This is a genomic window from Kitasatospora terrestris (assembly GCF_039542905.1).
Classification (GTDB): Bacteria; Actinomycetota; Actinomycetes; order Streptomycetales; family Streptomycetaceae; genus Kitasatospora; species Kitasatospora terrestris.
Genome location: NZ_BAABIS010000001.1, coordinates 7,870,611 through 7,885,301 on the forward strand (window position 1 = coordinate 7,870,611; position 14,691 = coordinate 7,885,301).

The window sequence follows — 14,691 nt, forward strand, 5'->3', positions numbered from 1 at the left end:
TCACCCACCCACCCCACAGACTCGGGGGAGTCAGTCATGCGCAGGAACACCTCCCGGCTGCTCGCCGCCGCCGTCACCGCCGCCCTGGCCGCGACGGCGCTCGCCTCCACCGCCGGAACCGCCGCCGCGGCAGCCGCCCCCTCGGCCGCCGCGGCGAGCGACCCGTTCTACTCGTACGACGGCACCACGCCGCTGTCCTCGCTCGCACCGGGCACCGTGCTCAAGACCCGGACCCTCACCTACCACGTGGTGGGCCTGCCCACCCCGGTGAAGGCGATCCAGCTGCTCTACCGCACCACGGACGCGCAGGGCCGCCCGTCCGCCAACGTCACCACCGTGGTGCGCAGCCTGACCGGCGACACCACCAAGGCGGTCTCGTACCAGTCGTTCTACGACTCCCTCGACCCGGCGGACAGCCCCTCCCGGGCCGTCGCCGGCGACCTCAGCCTCGGCGGGCTGATCCCCAATGCCGAGGCGCTGTTCGTCGTTCCGCTGCTGGCGCAGGGCTACAACGTGGTCATCCCCGACACCGAGGGGCAGACCGCCGACTTCGCCGCGGGCCCCGAGTACGGCACCAACACGCTGGACTCGATCCGCGCCGCGACCCGCTCCGAGGCCACCGGCATGACCGCCGACACCGCGTTCGGGCTGATGGGCTACTCCGGCGGCGCCATCGCCACCGACTGGGCGGCCGCCCTGGCGCCGTCCTACGCGCCCGACGTCAACCGCACGCTGGTCGGCTTCACCGAGGGCGGTCTGCTGGTCGCCCCCGCCCACAACCTCAAGTACGTCGACGGCTCGCTGGCCTGGAGCGGCGTCATCCCGATGGCGGTCATCGGCGTCTCCCGCTCCTTCGGCATCGACCTCAAGCCCTACCTCAGCGACTACGGCCTGACGGTCTACCGGGAGCTGGAGCAGGGGTCGATCATCGACGCCATCGGCCACTACCCCGGCCTGACCTGGAAGAAGATGGCCAAGCCGCAGTACGCCGACCCCAACTCGGTGCCCGCCTTCCTCGCCGCGGTGAACCGGATCAACCTCGGCTCGGCCCCCACCCCGACCGTCCCCGGCTACATCGCGCAGGGCAACGGAGGCGTCCTGGAGGGCACCTTCAACAACCCGGCCGGCATCGGCACCGGCGACGGCGTCATGGTCGCCGGCGACGTCCGGGCGCTCGCCCGGCAGTACTGCGCCACCGGCAACCCCGCCATCAAGTACCAGCAGTACGACCTGCTCAGCCACGTCGGAGCCACCGTCCCCTGGGCGCCCCAGGCCCTCGGCTGGCTGAACGACCGCTTCGCCGGCCGGACCGCCCCCAGCGACTGCGGCCGCATCCCCGCCGGCAACTCCCTCGCCCCCGAACAGCCCGCCCCCGCCTCCTGACATCCCGCACCAGCCGGGGCCCCGCCGCACCAGCAGCACGCGGCGGGGCCGCAACCCCGACGGACCCCTGTCAAGAATCGCCCGCCGGAGCTAGCCTGCTCCGCATGGCACCACGGCCCCCCTCGCCGGCCGTCCTGCACGGCCGCCACACCCGGCTGGAACCCCTCACCACGGCGCACGTCCCGGACCTGCACCTCGCCGGAAGCCGCGACGACGGCCTCTGGCAGTGGCTCCCGGTCGTCGCGCCCCACACCCTCGGCGAGATGCACATGCTCGTTGAACAGCGCCTCGCCCAGCAGGCCGCCGGCGGGGCGGTGCTGTTCGCCATCGTCCCGGCCGCCACCGGCCGCGCCGCCGGCTGGATCGCCTACACCGACGTCTCGGTCGCCGACGAGCGCCTGGACATCGGCTGGCACTGGGCCGCCCGCTCCACCTGGAACACCCCGGTCACCACCGAGACCCACCTGCTGCTGCTCCGGCACGCCTTCGAGCAGCTGGCCTTCGGCCGGGTCCAGTGGCAGATCGACCACCTGGACGTCCGCTCCCAGCTCGCGCTGTCCGGCCTCGGCGCGCTGCGCGAGGGACCGCTGCGCCGCCACGCCCGCCGCTCCGACGGCACCTGGCGGGACACCCTGGTCTACGCGCTGCTGGCCAACGAGTGGCGCAACGGCTGGGGCGCCGGGCTGTTCTGAGCGGCGCCGACGGCCCGGTCTCAGAACCTGGAGCCGGCGACCCAGCGGGCCAGCAGCTCCCGGTCGCCCGCGACCTCGAGGACGTCCGCGTCGAACGGCAGCCGGCCGTAGACGAGCAGCAGCAGATCGGCCGCCGCGCCCCGGACGGTCGCGTCCGCCTCGGCCGGCTCCCCGTCCGGGACCAGCCCGAAGCCGTCCGGGACCAGCCCGAAGCCGTCCGGGACCAGCCCGAAGCCGTCCGGCCGCAGCCGCACCAGCCAGTCGCCGTCCCCGTCGGTGGAGCGGAAGCGGAGCGTCTCGCCCTCGCCCCGGAGCCCCGCCACCCCGGGGGCGAAGAGGCCCGCGTACGGCAGGTTCACCAGGAACTCGTCCACGCCGTCGACCGCGAGCGCCCGCTCGACCCGCGGCCGGATCCCGAGGGCCAGCTCCGCGTCGACCCGGTGCACCAGGGTCTCGAACAGCATCCGGCGGGCCCAGAAGCGGGCGTGCTGATCCGCGCCCCACGCCCACATCGGGGTGTCCGGGGCGGTCGCCGCGAACGCGTCCGCCGCCTCGGCGGCGCTGCCGGCCAGCCAGTCGGCCCACGCGTCGTCGCCGTCCCGCCCGTCCGGCAGCCGCAGGTCGACGTCCCGGCTGCGCGGCGGCTCCTGGATCCGGCCGCGCAGGAGGGCGGAGAACCACCGCTGCGCGCTGCCGGTGTGCCGGACCAGCTCGCCCAGCGTCCACTCCGGGCAGGTCGGGACCTGCGTCGTCAGGTCGGCGCCCTTGACGGCGGCGACGAACCGGGCGGTCTCGGCCGCGACGGCGGCGTGGTGGTCGGCGGGGGAGAGCGCGGAGGTGCTCATGGGTGCGGTGCCTCTCGGAGGTGGTGGGCGGTGGTGGCGGCGCTCTCAGCCGAGCGGCTTGTCGAGGACGGCCTTGGTGTGGCTGAACGTGTCGAGCGAGTACTCGCCGTGGTAGCGGCCCATGCCGCTCTCGCCGACCCCGCCGAACGGCAGCTCGGGGACGGCCAGGTGCGACACCGGCAGGCCGAACACCAGCGCGCCGGAAGAGGTCTCCTCGGTGAGGCGCCGCTTGGTGTCCTCGGAGTCGGTGAAGGCGTACAGCGCGAGCGGCTTCTCCCGTTCGTTGACGAAGGCGATCGCCGCGTCCAGGTCCGGCACGGTGACGATCGGCAGGACCGGGCCGAAGATCTCCTCCCGCATCACCGGGGCCGAGGGCGGGACGTCGGCGAGCACGGTGGGCGCGAGGTAGCGGGCGGCCCGGTCGTGGCCGCCGCCGATGACCACCCGACCCTCGCCGAGCAGCCCGGTGAGCCGGTCGAAGTGGCGCTCGTTGACGATCCGCCCGTACTCCGGGTCGGCGGCCGGGTCCTCGCCGTGCGCCGCGCGGACGGCGGCCGCCAGCTCGGCCTCCAGCCCGGCGGCGGTGTCGCCGACGGCCAGCACATAGTCGGGGGCGACGCAGGTCTGACCGGCGTTGAGGAACTTGCCCCGGACGATCCGCTGCGCGGTCACCGCGAGGTCGACGCCGGGGTCGACCACCACGGGGCTCTTGCCGCCGAGTTCGAGGGTGACGGGGGTCAGGTGCCGGGCGGCCGCCGCCATCACGATCCGCCCGACCGCGCCGTTGCCGGTGTAGAAGATGTGGTCGAAGCGCTGCTCCAGCAGCGCGGTGGTCTCCGGGACGGCGCCCTCGACGACCGCGACCGCCTGCGGGTCGAGGTAGCGGGGCAGCAGCCGGGCGATCGCCGCCGAGGTCGCCGGGGCCAGCTCGCTGGGCTTGACCACGGCGGTGTTGCCGGCCGCGAGGGCGCCCACCAGCGGCGCGAGGGCCAGCTGCAGCGGGTAGTTCCACGGCGCGATGATCAGCACCGTGCCGAGCGGGTCGCGGACCACCCGGGCCTCGGCCGGCCGGAACGCGTCCGGCACGGCGGCCGGCCGCGGCTCCAGCCACCCGGCCAGGTGCTTCACGGTGTGGTCGAGCTCGTTGACGGTGAAGGCCACCTCGGTGCGGTACGCCTCGGCGGCGCCCTTGCCCAGGTCGGCGCGGAGGGCGGCGAGGAACGCGTCCGACTGCTCGGTGAGCATGGCGCGCAGGGCCGCCAGCTGGTCGAGGCGCCAGGCGAGCGGCTTGGTGCGTCCGGTGCGGAAGGTGGCGCGCAGCCGCTCCACCACGGCGGCGGGGTCGGTGGCGAGGGGCTCGGTCATGGTGGCGCTCCAGGGAGATTGAGAACCTTGATGGTTGAGGTTCTCAAGTAATGGCTCCGACGGTAGGCCCCGATGGTTGAGTATGTCAACCAATCGCCCGGGGGTCGTGCCGCGGCCGTCGATTCCTTGATCGTGATTCGGCTCACGGCGCGGCGGCGGTGGGCTGGGCGCTGCCCGTCCTCGGCGTCACTCTGCTCGGGTTCCTCGCCGTCGACGTGGTGATCGGCGCGCTCCGTCGCGCCCGCGCCGCCGGCTGACCCGCCGCCGTGCCGCCCTCGTCGCCCCTGCCGCCGGTGCGCGGTGGGGGCGGTGGGGGCCGGTGGGGGAGGAGGGGGCGGGGGCGGCTGAGGCCCGCACGCCCGGTCCGTCCAGCCTGACCGGCAAGCACTCACACGGTGATTCCGGCGGCACGGGCGAGGAGGCGGGCGGTCCGCGACCCCGCCGCCGCGGCGTGATCGGCGGTGCTGGGCAGGCAGCGGCCGTGCTCGGCGACGAACTCGGTCATGATGACGCCGGCGTGATCGGTCGCGACCTCGTCCAGGGACACCGGCCAGCCCCGGTCCTCGAGGGCCGTTCGCAACTCGCGTGAACGCTCGACGTCCACCACCGGATCGGCAGTGCCGTGCACCAGCCACACCGGTATCGGCGGCACCGGGATGCCGCCCGGACGGAGGTCGTCGAGCGGTACGGTGCCGGTGGTCGGTGCCGCCGATCCGTACCCGCCGGCGATTCCCGCGACGGCCCGCGGCCTCCAGCCGCGGAACGCGGCGGGATTCAGGGCGACACCCACCGCGGCCTTGCCGCCCAACGACCAACCGGCGAGCACGATCCGCCGGGGATCGCCGCCGAAACGGGCCACGTCCTGCCGTGCGAAGTCGGCCGACTCCCGAAGGTGGGTCCGCCCTCCGTCCGGGGCGTCGGGACGCCAGTCCGGCACCAGGACGACGACTCCCAGCTCCGCCGCGGCGCGGGCGACCGGGGCGAGGACGTCCCGTTCGTCGGGGCCCCGGCCGTGCCAGAGCAGCACCGCGGGCACCGGCTCCGACGCGCCCGCGGGTTGGTAGACGTCCATGAGCTTGCCCGAGGCCCCGTACCTGAGCCCCGTCCTGACGACAACCTCCGCGGCCACCGCGACACCCCCCGATCCGCCCCACCACCAGCCACGTCACGCTACCAACGGGAGCCGGTCGGCCTGACTCCGGGTCAGGGGCGACGGACCTCCGCGGGAGGCGTGGTGGCACCTCCTGTCAGGCGGCGACGGCCTTGGCGCGGTCGGTGGCGATGCGGACGGCGATGCCCGCGAGGACGGTGCCCATCGCGTAGCGCTGGACGCGGAGCCAGGCGGGGCGGCGGGCGAGGAAGCCGGCGACGGTGCCCGCACTCATCGCGATCAGACCGTTCACGGTGACGGCGATGGCGATCTGCGTCAGCCCGAGGACGAGGCTCTGCTCCGCGACGTGCCCGCGCTCCGGGCGGACGAACTGCGGCAGCAGGGAGACGTACATGATGGCGATCTTCGGGTTGAGCAGGCAGGTCAGGAAGCCCATGGCGACCAGGCGGCGCGGCGGGTCCTGCGGAAGCTGCTGCGGGGCGAAGACCGCGGTGCCGCCGGGCCTGACGGCCTGCCAGGCGAGCCGGAGCAGGTACGCCGCGCCGGCCAGCTTGACCGCGGTGTAGAGGAGCGGGACGAGCGCGAAGACCGCGGTGATGCCCGCGGTGACGGCGGCGAGGTAGACCAGGAAGCCGGCGGCGACACCGGTCAGCGAGAGCAGCCCGGCCCGGCGTCCCTGGGTGATCGAGCGGGAGACCAGGTAGATCATGTTGGGCCCGGGCGAGAGCACCATGCCCGTCGCCACGGCGGCGATCCCGAGTACGGCCTGCGCGTCGACGGCGGAGGTGAGTGCGTCCATGCGCCGAGGCTAGGCGCCGATGCGCGCTCGGTGCAATGATGACTTTGCACTCGGTGCAATCGGGAGGAATGCGCTGATGGACGACTACCGCGCGATCGCGGACGAGATCGCCGCCTCCATCGCCGACGGACGCCTGCGCCCCGGCGAACAGCTCCCCACGCAGCGCGCCTTCGCCCGCGGCCGCCGCATCGCCGGATCGACCGCGGGCCGCGTCTACCGCGAACTGGTCCGGCGCGGCCTGGTGGTCGGCGAGGTCGGGCGCGGCACCTTCGTCCGGGCGGGCGGCGGCGAGCCCGGCACACCGGTGGCCCTCGCCGAACCGGCCGCCGCGCCCGTGGACCTGGAACTCAACTATCCGGTCGTCCCCGAGCAGTCCGCGCTGCTCGCCGCCGCGCTGGGGCCCATGCTGCGGGCCGACGCGCTCGACGCCGCCCTCCGTCCGGTCGGCGCCGCGGGCACGGCCGCCGCTCGGGAGGCGTTCGCAGCCCTCGCCCCGGGCACCGGCGGCGCGGGGTCCGGGCCGCCGTGGAGCGCGACCCCCGACGAGATCCTGTTCGCCGCCAACGGCCGCCAGGCCGTCGCCGCGGCCCTGTCCGCACTCGTCCCGCCCGGCCGGCGGCTGGGCGTCGAAGCGCTCACCTACCCCGTGGTCAAGGCGGTCGCGCAGCGCCTCGGCATCACGCTCGTCCCGCTGCCCACGGACGAGGACGGCCTGCTGCCGGATGCCCTCGCGACCGTCCACCGGGCCACGCCGCTCCACGCCCTCTACCTGCAGCCGCGGATCCAGAACCCGCTCGGCGCCACCCTGCCGGCCGAGCGGCGGGAAGCGCTGGCCGCCGAACTGCGCCGCCTCGACCTCCCGGTGGTCGAGGACGCGATCTGGTCCTTCCTGCGGCCGGGCTCCCCGCCGCTGGCGGCGCTCGCACCGGAACGGACCGTCCTCGTCGACAGCCTCTCCAAACGCCTCGCCCCCGGCCTCACCACCGGCTTCGCCGTCGTACCCGCCGCGCACCGGGCCGCCGTCGGGGCCGCCATGCGCTCCGGCGGATCGGCACCCAGCGGATTCGCCCTGGAAGCGGCCGTCCGCTGGATCGCCGACGGCACGGTCGGCGCGGTCGAGGCCGCCAAGCGCGCCGACGCCACGGAACGCCAACTGCTCGCGCGCCGCAGCCTGGCCGGCCAGACGCTGCGCGCCGACCCCTGCTCGTACTACCTCTGGTGGGAGCTGCCGGCGGCCTGGCGTGCCGAGACCTTCGTCGCCGCCGCCGCGCGCCAGGGCATCGCCGTCACCCCCGGCGCCGCCTTCGCCGTCGACACCCGCTCCACACCGTCCGCGGTCCGGGTCGGCCTCGCCTCGCCGCCGCTGCCCCTCCTGACGCAGGCGCTCGACACCCTCGCCCGGGTGGCCCGCGGCACGCCGGAGGACCTGCTCGACTGACGGCCGGGCGGGGGAAGGCCTACGAGCCGGTGCGGCCCTCGTCGGCGAGGCGGGAGACCGTGCGTTCCAGGCGGGCCTGCCGGGCCCGGTCCGTCGGCGCCCGGAGCAGCGGCAGGACCGCCAGGTAGCGGCCGGTGCGGTCGAGCGCCCGGAAGGCGCGGTCGGCGTCCGGGTCGGCCGCCAGCGCGGCGGCGAGGTCCTCGGGCACGGTCGCGGTGCGCTGCGACTCGTACGCGCGCTCCCAGCGCCCGTCCGCCTGCGCCCGGCGGACCTCGGCCAGGCCCGGCTCGCGCATCCGGCCCTCCGCGGTGAGCACCGCCACCTTCTCGACATTGACCTGCGACCACAGGCTGCCCGGCCGGCGCGGCACGTACTTCTGCAGGTAGTACCGCTCGTCGAGCCCCCGTCGCTGCCCGGAGATCCAGCCGAAGCACAGCCCCACGTCGACCGCCTGGTCACTGGTCAGCGACGGGATCCCGCTGCCCTTCTTCGCCAGCTTCAACCACACCCCCTCGGTGCGGGTGTGATGGCCGCTCAGCCACTCCGTGAACGCCTGCTCGTCCGCGAACGGCAGGACCTCGACCCCGGCGATCGTCTCGCTGCTCTCCATCCGGCCAGGCTAGCGCCGCGGGCGGACCCGGTCAGGGCGCGCGCCAGGCGGGGCGGAGCCGCTCGGCGGCGTCGGCGGCCTGGTGGAGACCCGCGTGGTAGGCGGGTTCCCAGGCCGACCGGTCGTTGAGGTCGGGGCCGAAGGCGCGCAGGGAGGCCGGATCGGGCTCGACGGTCACCGCGGTGTGCGCTGCGGCGAGGGCGAGTTCCCGGTCGAGCAGCGTGCGGGGGAACAGGTGCGCCTGCGGGTCGACGACGACGAGCGTGCGGGCTCCGGCCGCGAGGCGGGCGTTGGTGGCGGAGTGCAGCGCGCCGTCCAGGTAGCGGCGGCCGTCCACGGTGATCGGCGGGTAGATGCCGGGGAAGGCCGTGCCCGCTGCCACGGCGGAGGCGAGCGGCGCGCCGCTCGTGCGGTCCAGGACCACCTGCTCGCCGGTCTCGGCGTCCGTCGCCGGGACGAGCAGCGGCCGGTCCGGCCAGGCGTCGGTGCCGACCATGGCGTGCATCCGGGTGACGTGGGCCCGCTCGGGGCCGGTGTCGGCGGCGAGGGCGATCCGGCCGACCCGGCGCCGGGCGCCGTCCGGGTCGGCGGCGGCGTTGCCGAGTTCGGCGAAGACCTCGCCCAGTCGGCGCCCGTCCACCCGGGGAGGGGCGGCTGCGGTTCCGGTGGTTCCAGCGGTTCCGGCGGGGCGTGCCGGGGCGGCGAGCCGGGCGGGGTCCTGGCCGGTGGCCAGCAGCGCGGCGACGATCGCGCCGGCCGAGGTGCCGACGAACAGGTCGGCCTCGGCGAGATCCACTCCCCGGTCGCGCAGTCCGCGGGCCAGCCCGGCGGTCCAGGCCGTGCCCACGAGACCTCCGGCGCCCAGGACGAGTGCCCGGTCAGGTGCCCTCTCGGGTGCGTGCACGACTGTCTCCCTCCCCGTTGGTGAAACAGTCGTACCATATACTGATGCGGCATCAGATGCGCTCGGAAGGAGGGACGATCGACCGTGGGGCGACCCCCTGACCCCGCGCGGCGCGCGACGACGCTGGCGCGGGCCACCGACTACGTCCTGGCGCACGGCCTCGCCGGGCTGAGCCTGCGCCCGCTCGCTGCCGCCCTCGACACCAGCCCGCGGATGCTCCTCTACGACTTCGGCAGCAAACAGGAACTGGTCGCCGCCGTCCTCGCCGAGGCCCGCCGCCGCGGCGCGAGCCGGATGGCCGAGTGCCTCCCGGCGGAGGCGGCCACCCCGGAGGAGCACCTGCGCGGGATCTGGGCCTGGATCAGCGCACCGGAGCGCGCCCCGTTCGTCCGGCTGTTCTTCGAGGTGCACGCCGACGGCCTCGTCCACCCCGAGAACTACCCGGACCGGGCCGAGGCGATCACCGGCTGGTTCGGCACCCTCGGCACCGCGCTGCGCGGCGTCACCACCGGCCCCGACGACACCGTCACGCCGACACTGGTCATGGCCGTCGTCCGGGGCCTGCTGTTCGACCTCGCCAACACCGGCGACCGCGACCGCACCGACCGGGCGCTGGACCGCTTCTGCAGGCTCCTGCGGCCGTGACGGCGCAGGTCGGGGTGGCGGGATCTCGACGAAAGGTGTCACTGGCGGCGCTTCCGGGCGGAGGTCCGTGGAGTCGATCATGGATGTTCGAACCACGGAACGGAGACCGTCATGGCCCTGGAGATGCGCGACCGCTGCGAACGCTGCGAGGTCGCCGAACTGACCGAGACCTCGCCGGCCCGCATCTGCACGTACGAGTGCACCTTCTGCGTGCCCTGCAGCGAGGCCATGCAGGACGTCTGCCCCAACTGCGGCGGCGAGCTCGTCGCCCGCCCCCGCCGCGGGGCGGCCCGGGTCGGCGCGGGCGAAAGCAGTTGACCGGCTCGGCATGATGTCCGGCATGGGAACCGATATCAGCGGCCACCTGGAGTACCGGGCGCCGCAGGACAGTCAGGGAGGGATCTGGAACACCGCACACGATCTCGACTCCCTCTATCAGAACCGCGACTACGACCTGTTCGGGTGTCTCTTCGGCGTCCGCAACTACGCGAACTTCCGCCCCCTGGCCGCGGGCCGGGGCCTGCCCGCCGACGTCTCGGCCGGCGTGGGCGCGCGGTTCGCGCAGCTGACCGAGTGGTACGGCGAGGACGGCATCCACGGTGCCACCTGGATCACCTGGGCCGAGGTGAAGGCGGTGGACTGGGACGAGCGGGCGGAGCGCCCCGACAGCCGGCTCCACGAGTACCGCCGGACCGCGCACGGGTTCCGGCTGACGGGCAAGTCGTCCTGGAGTCCCGCGTTCGCCGAGGCCGTCGGACTCGCGAGGGGCGAGGTGCGGCAGTGGCCCGAAGGGAGCGAGTGGCTCGTCGGGGAGACGCTCTACCGATCGGTGACCCTCCGGCGCAAGGACGCCGTCACCGCGACCGGGGAGTGGCAGGCCGTGTGGACGGCCATGGAGACGCTCGCGGCGCGGCACGGTGACGACAACGTGCGCCTGGTCGTGTGGTTCGACGAGTGAGCGGCGTCCCGCGAGTCGGGATCGGATTGACGGGCCGACCAGCGCCTTCCTAGACTCGAACGCGGCGAAGAGTGTCAGTCCCACGGCCCCGGCCGACTGACCGGCAACCCCCACACTGCGGTGGGGTGCCCCGGGGATAAGCCAGGTGGCATGGCGTCATGCCGCAAGCGCAGTCGTGTGCCCCTCGGGGGCGGGGATGGAGAAGGTCGTGGCCCAGGGGGCGGTCGGACGTCGCACGGTCGGGCTCCGGTTGGTGGCGAGGCTCGACATCGACCTGCTGAGGCGTGCCAGTTCGCTGTGTCGTTGACGACAGTCGGCCGAGGGCCGGGGCGCGTGACGTGCCGTCCGGTGGGCCGACAGAGGACCCGACCATGAACTTCGCGATTTCCGTGTAGGGGGCGCCGTGCGGCCGCGCTCCCTCGCGGCCTGCTTCAGGAGTACGGATGTCCATCGCCCCCGTGCGTTCGTCGCACGACCTTCCGAGAACGCTGCCGGCCGGCCGGGAGGCCGAGTACCGGCACCTGGCGCAGGCCCTGGACCGGTGCGAGGCCGGCGTCGGCACGGTCGTCGCCCTGCACGGGTCGGTGGGCAGCGGCCGCAGTGAACTGCTGTACAGCTTCAGCGACGTGGCGGCCGAGCGCGGCGCCACCGTACTGATGGGCACCGGATCCCCGCTGGAGCGGGACTTCCCGCTGGGCCTGGCCCGGCAGCTGCTGCAGAGCGCGCCGCTGGACCCGACCGAGGAGGCCGCCGCGGAGACCCTGCTCGCGCAGGGCGCGGTGGAGGCCGCACGGCGGGCCCGGACCGCCGGGCCGGGCTCCGCGGAAGGGCTGGAGGGGCGGCTCGGACAGCCCACGCTGGAAGGGCTGTTCGGCCTGGTGCGCGGGCTGGCCGCGCGCGGCCCGGTGCTGATCGCCGTCGACGACCGGCAGGACGCCGACCCGCAGTCGCTGGAGTTCCTGCTGTACCTGGTCCGCCGGACCCGGAACAGCGGTGTGCTGACCGTGCTCAGCTCGCGCGAGACGATGACCCCGCCGAACCCCTTCTTCGAGGTCGAGCTCGCCCGCCAGCCGCACCACCGGCAGGTCAGACTGGACGTGCTCTCCCGCGAGCTGGTGGAGCAGCTCGTCCGGGAGCGCTTCGGGGCCGTGGCCGCCGCCCGGACGGGCCGCGCGGCGCACGAGCTGACCGGTGGGAACCCGCTGCTGGTCCACGCGCTGATGGACGATCAGGAGCGCGCCGGGGCACCGGCCGACCTGGTGGCCGGCGAGGGCTACCGGCGCGGACTGATGCACTGCCTGCACCGGATCGACCCGCTGGCGCTCCGGTACGCCCGGGGCGTCGCGGTGCTGGGCGCCGCGGCGAGCCCCGCGCTGCTCGCCGAACTGCTGCTGCTGCCCGCCGAGGCGCTGCCGCGGGCGCTGTACCTGCTGCACGCGGCCGGGCTGTTCCGGGACGGCGGTTTCCGGCACGTCAGCGCCGCCGGGGACCTGCTCGCCGCGATGCGTCCCGAGGAGCTGGCGAGCCTGCACGAGCGCGCCGCCCGCCTGCTGAGCGCCGCCGGGGCCGAACCCCGGGCGGTCGCCGGGCACACCCGCGCGGCCGAGGGCTACCGGCGGCCGCCGTGGTACGCGGGCGCGGCGGGGGAGGACGAGCTGCCGTCCGGCTCGGCGGAGCCGGAGAGCGCCGTGGCCGCGGTGCAGGTGGCCGCGGTGCAGGTGGCCGCGGTGCAGGTGGCCGGGCCGCCGGTGGCAGCGGACGGCGCGGGCGACGGCGGTGGCGGTGACCTCCGGGTGGGTGGGAGCGCCGAGCCGAGGACTGTCGCGGTGCCCGGTGACGCTCGTGCGTACGCGGCCGGACCGCCTGTGGGTCGCGGGACGGAGGCGCCGGCGGCGTACGCGTCCGTGGTGTCCGGGGCGGGAGCGGCGCACGGGGACGCGGTGGCCTTCCGGTGCGTGCCGTCGCTTCCCGGGACGGTCGGGGACGGCGCGGGGGCGCTGCGGCACGAGCTGAAGGAGATCCGGCACCTGTTCTGGCAGGGCCGCGCGGAGGACGGCGTGGCCGCGCTGGAACGCTTCGAGGCGGGCGCGGGCAACGCGGGGGCGAGCGCGGGGCTGCGGACGTGGCTGGGGTACTGGTACCCCTCGCTGCTGCCGGCCCGCGCGGCCGGTGGGGCCGAGGCGCCCGGCGGGATGCGGCTGCTGGCCGGGCTGCTCGCGGGGACGGTCGCGGTCGGCGAGGCGGTGGTCCGGGCGGAAGCGCTGCTGCGCGACGGCCGGCCGGGGCAGCGGGGCGTCGAGGGCCCGGGCATGGAGGCGCTGAGCGCGGCGCTGACGGTGCTGCTGTACGCGGACCGGGCCGACCGTGCGGCGCACTGGTGCGGGGTGCTGTCGGAGCGCGGCACGCTGCGCTGCGGCACGCCGTGGCAGGCGCTGTACTCCGCGCTGCGGGCGGAGGCGGCCCTGCGCCAGGGCGACCTGCGGACCGCCGACGAGGCGGCGCGGGCGGCGTTCGCACAGGTGACGCCGGACGCGTGGGGCGTCGCGGTGGGCCTGCCGCTGTCCACGATGGTGGCCGCCCGGACGGCCCTGGGCCTGCACCAGGACGCGGCGCGCTTCCTGGAGCTGGCCGTACCGGACGGCATGGCGCGGACGCCCGGCGGGTTGCACCTGCGGTACGCCAGGGCCGGGCACCTGCTGGCGGTCGGACGGGCCAAGGAGGCCCTGGGCGAGTACCGGGCGTGCGGCGACACCATGGCCCGCTGGGGGCTTGAGCACCTGCCGGCGATGGCCCCGTGGCGGCTGGGCGCGGCCCGGGCGCAGCTCGCGCTGGGCCGGCCGCAGGCGGCCGCGTTCCTGGCGGACCAGCAGCTGGCCCGGCTCGGCGAGGCGGGGCCGCTGCGGCTGCGCGGGCAGGCGCTGTGGATCCGGGCGGCGGCGGGGGAGCGGGCGGAGCGGACCGCGCTGCTGGAGCAGGCGGTGGAGCTGCTGGAGGAAGCGGGTGCGGAGGCCGACCTGGCGGGGGCGCTGGCCGAGCTGAGCCAGGCGCAGCGGACCGACGGCGACCCGGGCGGCGCCCGGCTGACGGACCGCCGGCTGCGCCGCAGCCCGGCCCTGTCGGTGGTCCCGGCGCTGGTGCAGGCCGCGGTGGCACAGCCGGCCGCCGGGCCGTCGGTGCTCGCCCGCCCGCAGGGCGCCGACCCGGCCGTCGTGCATCCGGCACTTGGGCATCCGGCACTCGCGCAGGCGGTGGTGCATTCCCCGGTCGCCCATCCGGCCGTGGCCCACGCGGTGGTGGCCGGTCCGGCCGTCGAGCCGCAGACGCCCGCGCCCCCGATGCCCGGGCCTCAGGCTGTCGCGCATCCGGCCGTCGCTCACCCGGCACTCGCGCAGGCGGTGGTGCATTCCCCGGTCGCCCATCCGGCCGTGGCCCATGCGGTGGTGGCCGGTCCGGCCGTCGAGCCGCAGACGCCCGCGCCCCCGATGCCCGGGCCTCAGGCCGTCGCGCACCCGGCGTTCGCGCATCCGGCCGTCGCGTACCAGACGTTCGCTCCTCCGGCGGTCGCCCAGCAGGCCGTCGCGCACCCGGTTCCCGTGCATCCCGGAGCCCCGCAGCCCCCGGCCGGCGCTCGACCGGCCGCCGGGCCGCCCGCGGAGGGGCTGTCGGACGCCGAGCGGCGGGTGGTGGAGCTGGCGGTCCGCGGACTCTCGAACCGGGACATCGCGCGCAAGCTGTTCATCACGGTGAGCACCGTGGAACAGCATCTGACCAAGGTGTACCGGAAGTTGGGGGTCCGTCGCCGGGTGGACCTGGCGGCGGTGGTCGGCGGCGCGGACGGCGGAGCGGGAGCGTCGGCGGGCGGGAGCGGGGTCGGGGTGCCGTTCGGACTCGGGGCTAGGGGTACGACAGGGGTTGCGTAGGGGCCCGGTGGGACGGGTCGG

At 75.6% G+C, this 14,691-nt stretch carries 13 protein-coding genes and 1 riboswitch; of the genes, 7 read left to right on the forward strand and 6 right to left on the reverse strand.

The window, feature by feature from the left end:
* Positions 1-36: 36 nt before the first annotated feature.
* Together ABEB06_RS35990 and ABEB06_RS35995 are read left to right on the forward strand one after the other, a co-directional pair.
* Positions 37-1,383: a lipase family protein gene (locus ABEB06_RS35990; protein ID WP_345701136.1), complete on the forward strand. Its 1,347-nt coding sequence runs from the start codon at positions 37-39 to the stop codon at positions 1,381-1,383.
* Between the two features lie 104 nt (positions 1,384-1,487).
* Positions 1,488-2,075, forward strand: a complete 588-nt coding sequence (locus ABEB06_RS35995; RefSeq protein ID WP_345701137.1) for a GNAT family N-acetyltransferase — start codon at positions 1,488-1,490, stop codon at positions 2,073-2,075.
* A gap of 20 nt (positions 2,076-2,095) precedes the next feature.
* On the opposite strand, the gene ABEB06_RS36000 is transcribed toward ABEB06_RS35995, so the two are convergent.
* The 4 genes from ABEB06_RS36000 to ABEB06_RS36015 form a co-directional block, all read right to left on the reverse strand.
* The gene (locus ABEB06_RS36000; protein ID WP_345701138.1) at positions 2,096-2,920 is read right to left on the reverse strand and encodes a maleylpyruvate isomerase family mycothiol-dependent enzyme; all 825 of its coding nucleotides are present in this window, start codon (positions 2,918-2,920) and stop codon (positions 2,096-2,098) included.
* Between the two features lie 45 nt (positions 2,921-2,965).
* A complete protein-coding gene (locus ABEB06_RS36005) occupies positions 2,966-4,285 on the reverse strand; it encodes an aldehyde dehydrogenase family protein (protein WP_345701139.1) in 1,320 nt (439 codons plus the stop codon).
* A gap of 388 nt (positions 4,286-4,673) precedes the next feature.
* Positions 4,674-5,357, reverse strand: coding sequence for an alpha/beta hydrolase (locus ABEB06_RS36010; protein ID WP_345701140.1), 684 nt, complete (start codon positions 5,355-5,357; stop codon positions 4,674-4,676).
* 175 nt (positions 5,358-5,532) lie between these two features.
* Positions 5,533-6,195, reverse strand: coding sequence for a LysE family translocator (locus ABEB06_RS36015; protein ID WP_345701141.1), 663 nt, complete (start codon positions 6,193-6,195; stop codon positions 5,533-5,535).
* A gap of 76 nt (positions 6,196-6,271) precedes the next feature.
* Here ABEB06_RS36015 and ABEB06_RS36020 point away from each other — a divergent pair, with 76 nt between their 5' ends.
* Positions 6,272-7,633, forward strand: coding sequence for an aminotransferase-like domain-containing protein (locus tag ABEB06_RS36020; protein ID WP_345701142.1), 1,362 nt, complete (start codon positions 6,272-6,274; stop codon positions 7,631-7,633).
* Between the two features lie 19 nt (positions 7,634-7,652).
* Here ABEB06_RS36020 and ABEB06_RS36025 read toward each other — a convergent pair whose 3' ends face one another.
* Both ABEB06_RS36025 and ABEB06_RS36030 read right to left on the reverse strand, forming a co-directional pair.
* Entirely contained in the window at positions 7,653-8,243 is a 591-nt protein-coding gene (locus ABEB06_RS36025) for a YdeI/OmpD-associated family protein (RefSeq protein ID WP_345701143.1), read from the reverse strand.
* A 31-nt stretch (positions 8,244-8,274) separates the two neighbouring features.
* A complete protein-coding gene (locus ABEB06_RS36030; RefSeq protein ID WP_345701144.1) occupies positions 8,275-9,147 on the reverse strand; it encodes a patatin-like phospholipase family protein in 873 nt (290 codons plus the stop codon).
* 84 nt (positions 9,148-9,231) lie between these two features.
* Between ABEB06_RS36030 and ABEB06_RS36035 the strand changes: the two genes are divergently transcribed.
* The 4 genes from ABEB06_RS36035 to ABEB06_RS36050 all read left to right on the forward strand — a co-directional run bounded on the left by ABEB06_RS36035 (position 9,232) and on the right by ABEB06_RS36050 (position 14,670).
* The gene (locus tag ABEB06_RS36035; protein WP_345701145.1) at positions 9,232-9,792 is read left to right on the forward strand and encodes a TetR family transcriptional regulator; all 561 of its coding nucleotides are present in this window, start codon (positions 9,232-9,234) and stop codon (positions 9,790-9,792) included.
* 111 nt (positions 9,793-9,903) lie between these two features.
* Positions 9,904-10,110 carry a DUF1272 domain-containing protein gene (locus ABEB06_RS36040; protein ID WP_345701146.1) on the forward strand — a complete coding sequence of 69 codons (207 nt, stop codon included), beginning with the start codon at positions 9,904-9,906 and terminating at the stop codon, positions 10,108-10,110.
* Positions 10,111-10,132: 22 nt separating this feature from the next.
* Complete coding sequence (locus tag ABEB06_RS36045; RefSeq protein ID WP_345701147.1) at positions 10,133-10,750, forward strand: hypothetical protein; 618 nt, start codon at positions 10,133-10,135, stop codon at positions 10,748-10,750.
* Between the two features lie 63 nt (positions 10,751-10,813).
* Positions 10,814-10,926: riboswitch (SAM riboswitch) on the forward strand.
* 267 nt (positions 10,927-11,193) lie between these two features.
* Positions 11,194-14,670: an AAA family ATPase gene (locus ABEB06_RS36050; RefSeq protein ID WP_345701148.1), complete on the forward strand. Its 3,477-nt coding sequence runs from the start codon at positions 11,194-11,196 to the stop codon at positions 14,668-14,670.
* Positions 14,671-14,691 lie beyond the last annotated feature (21 nt).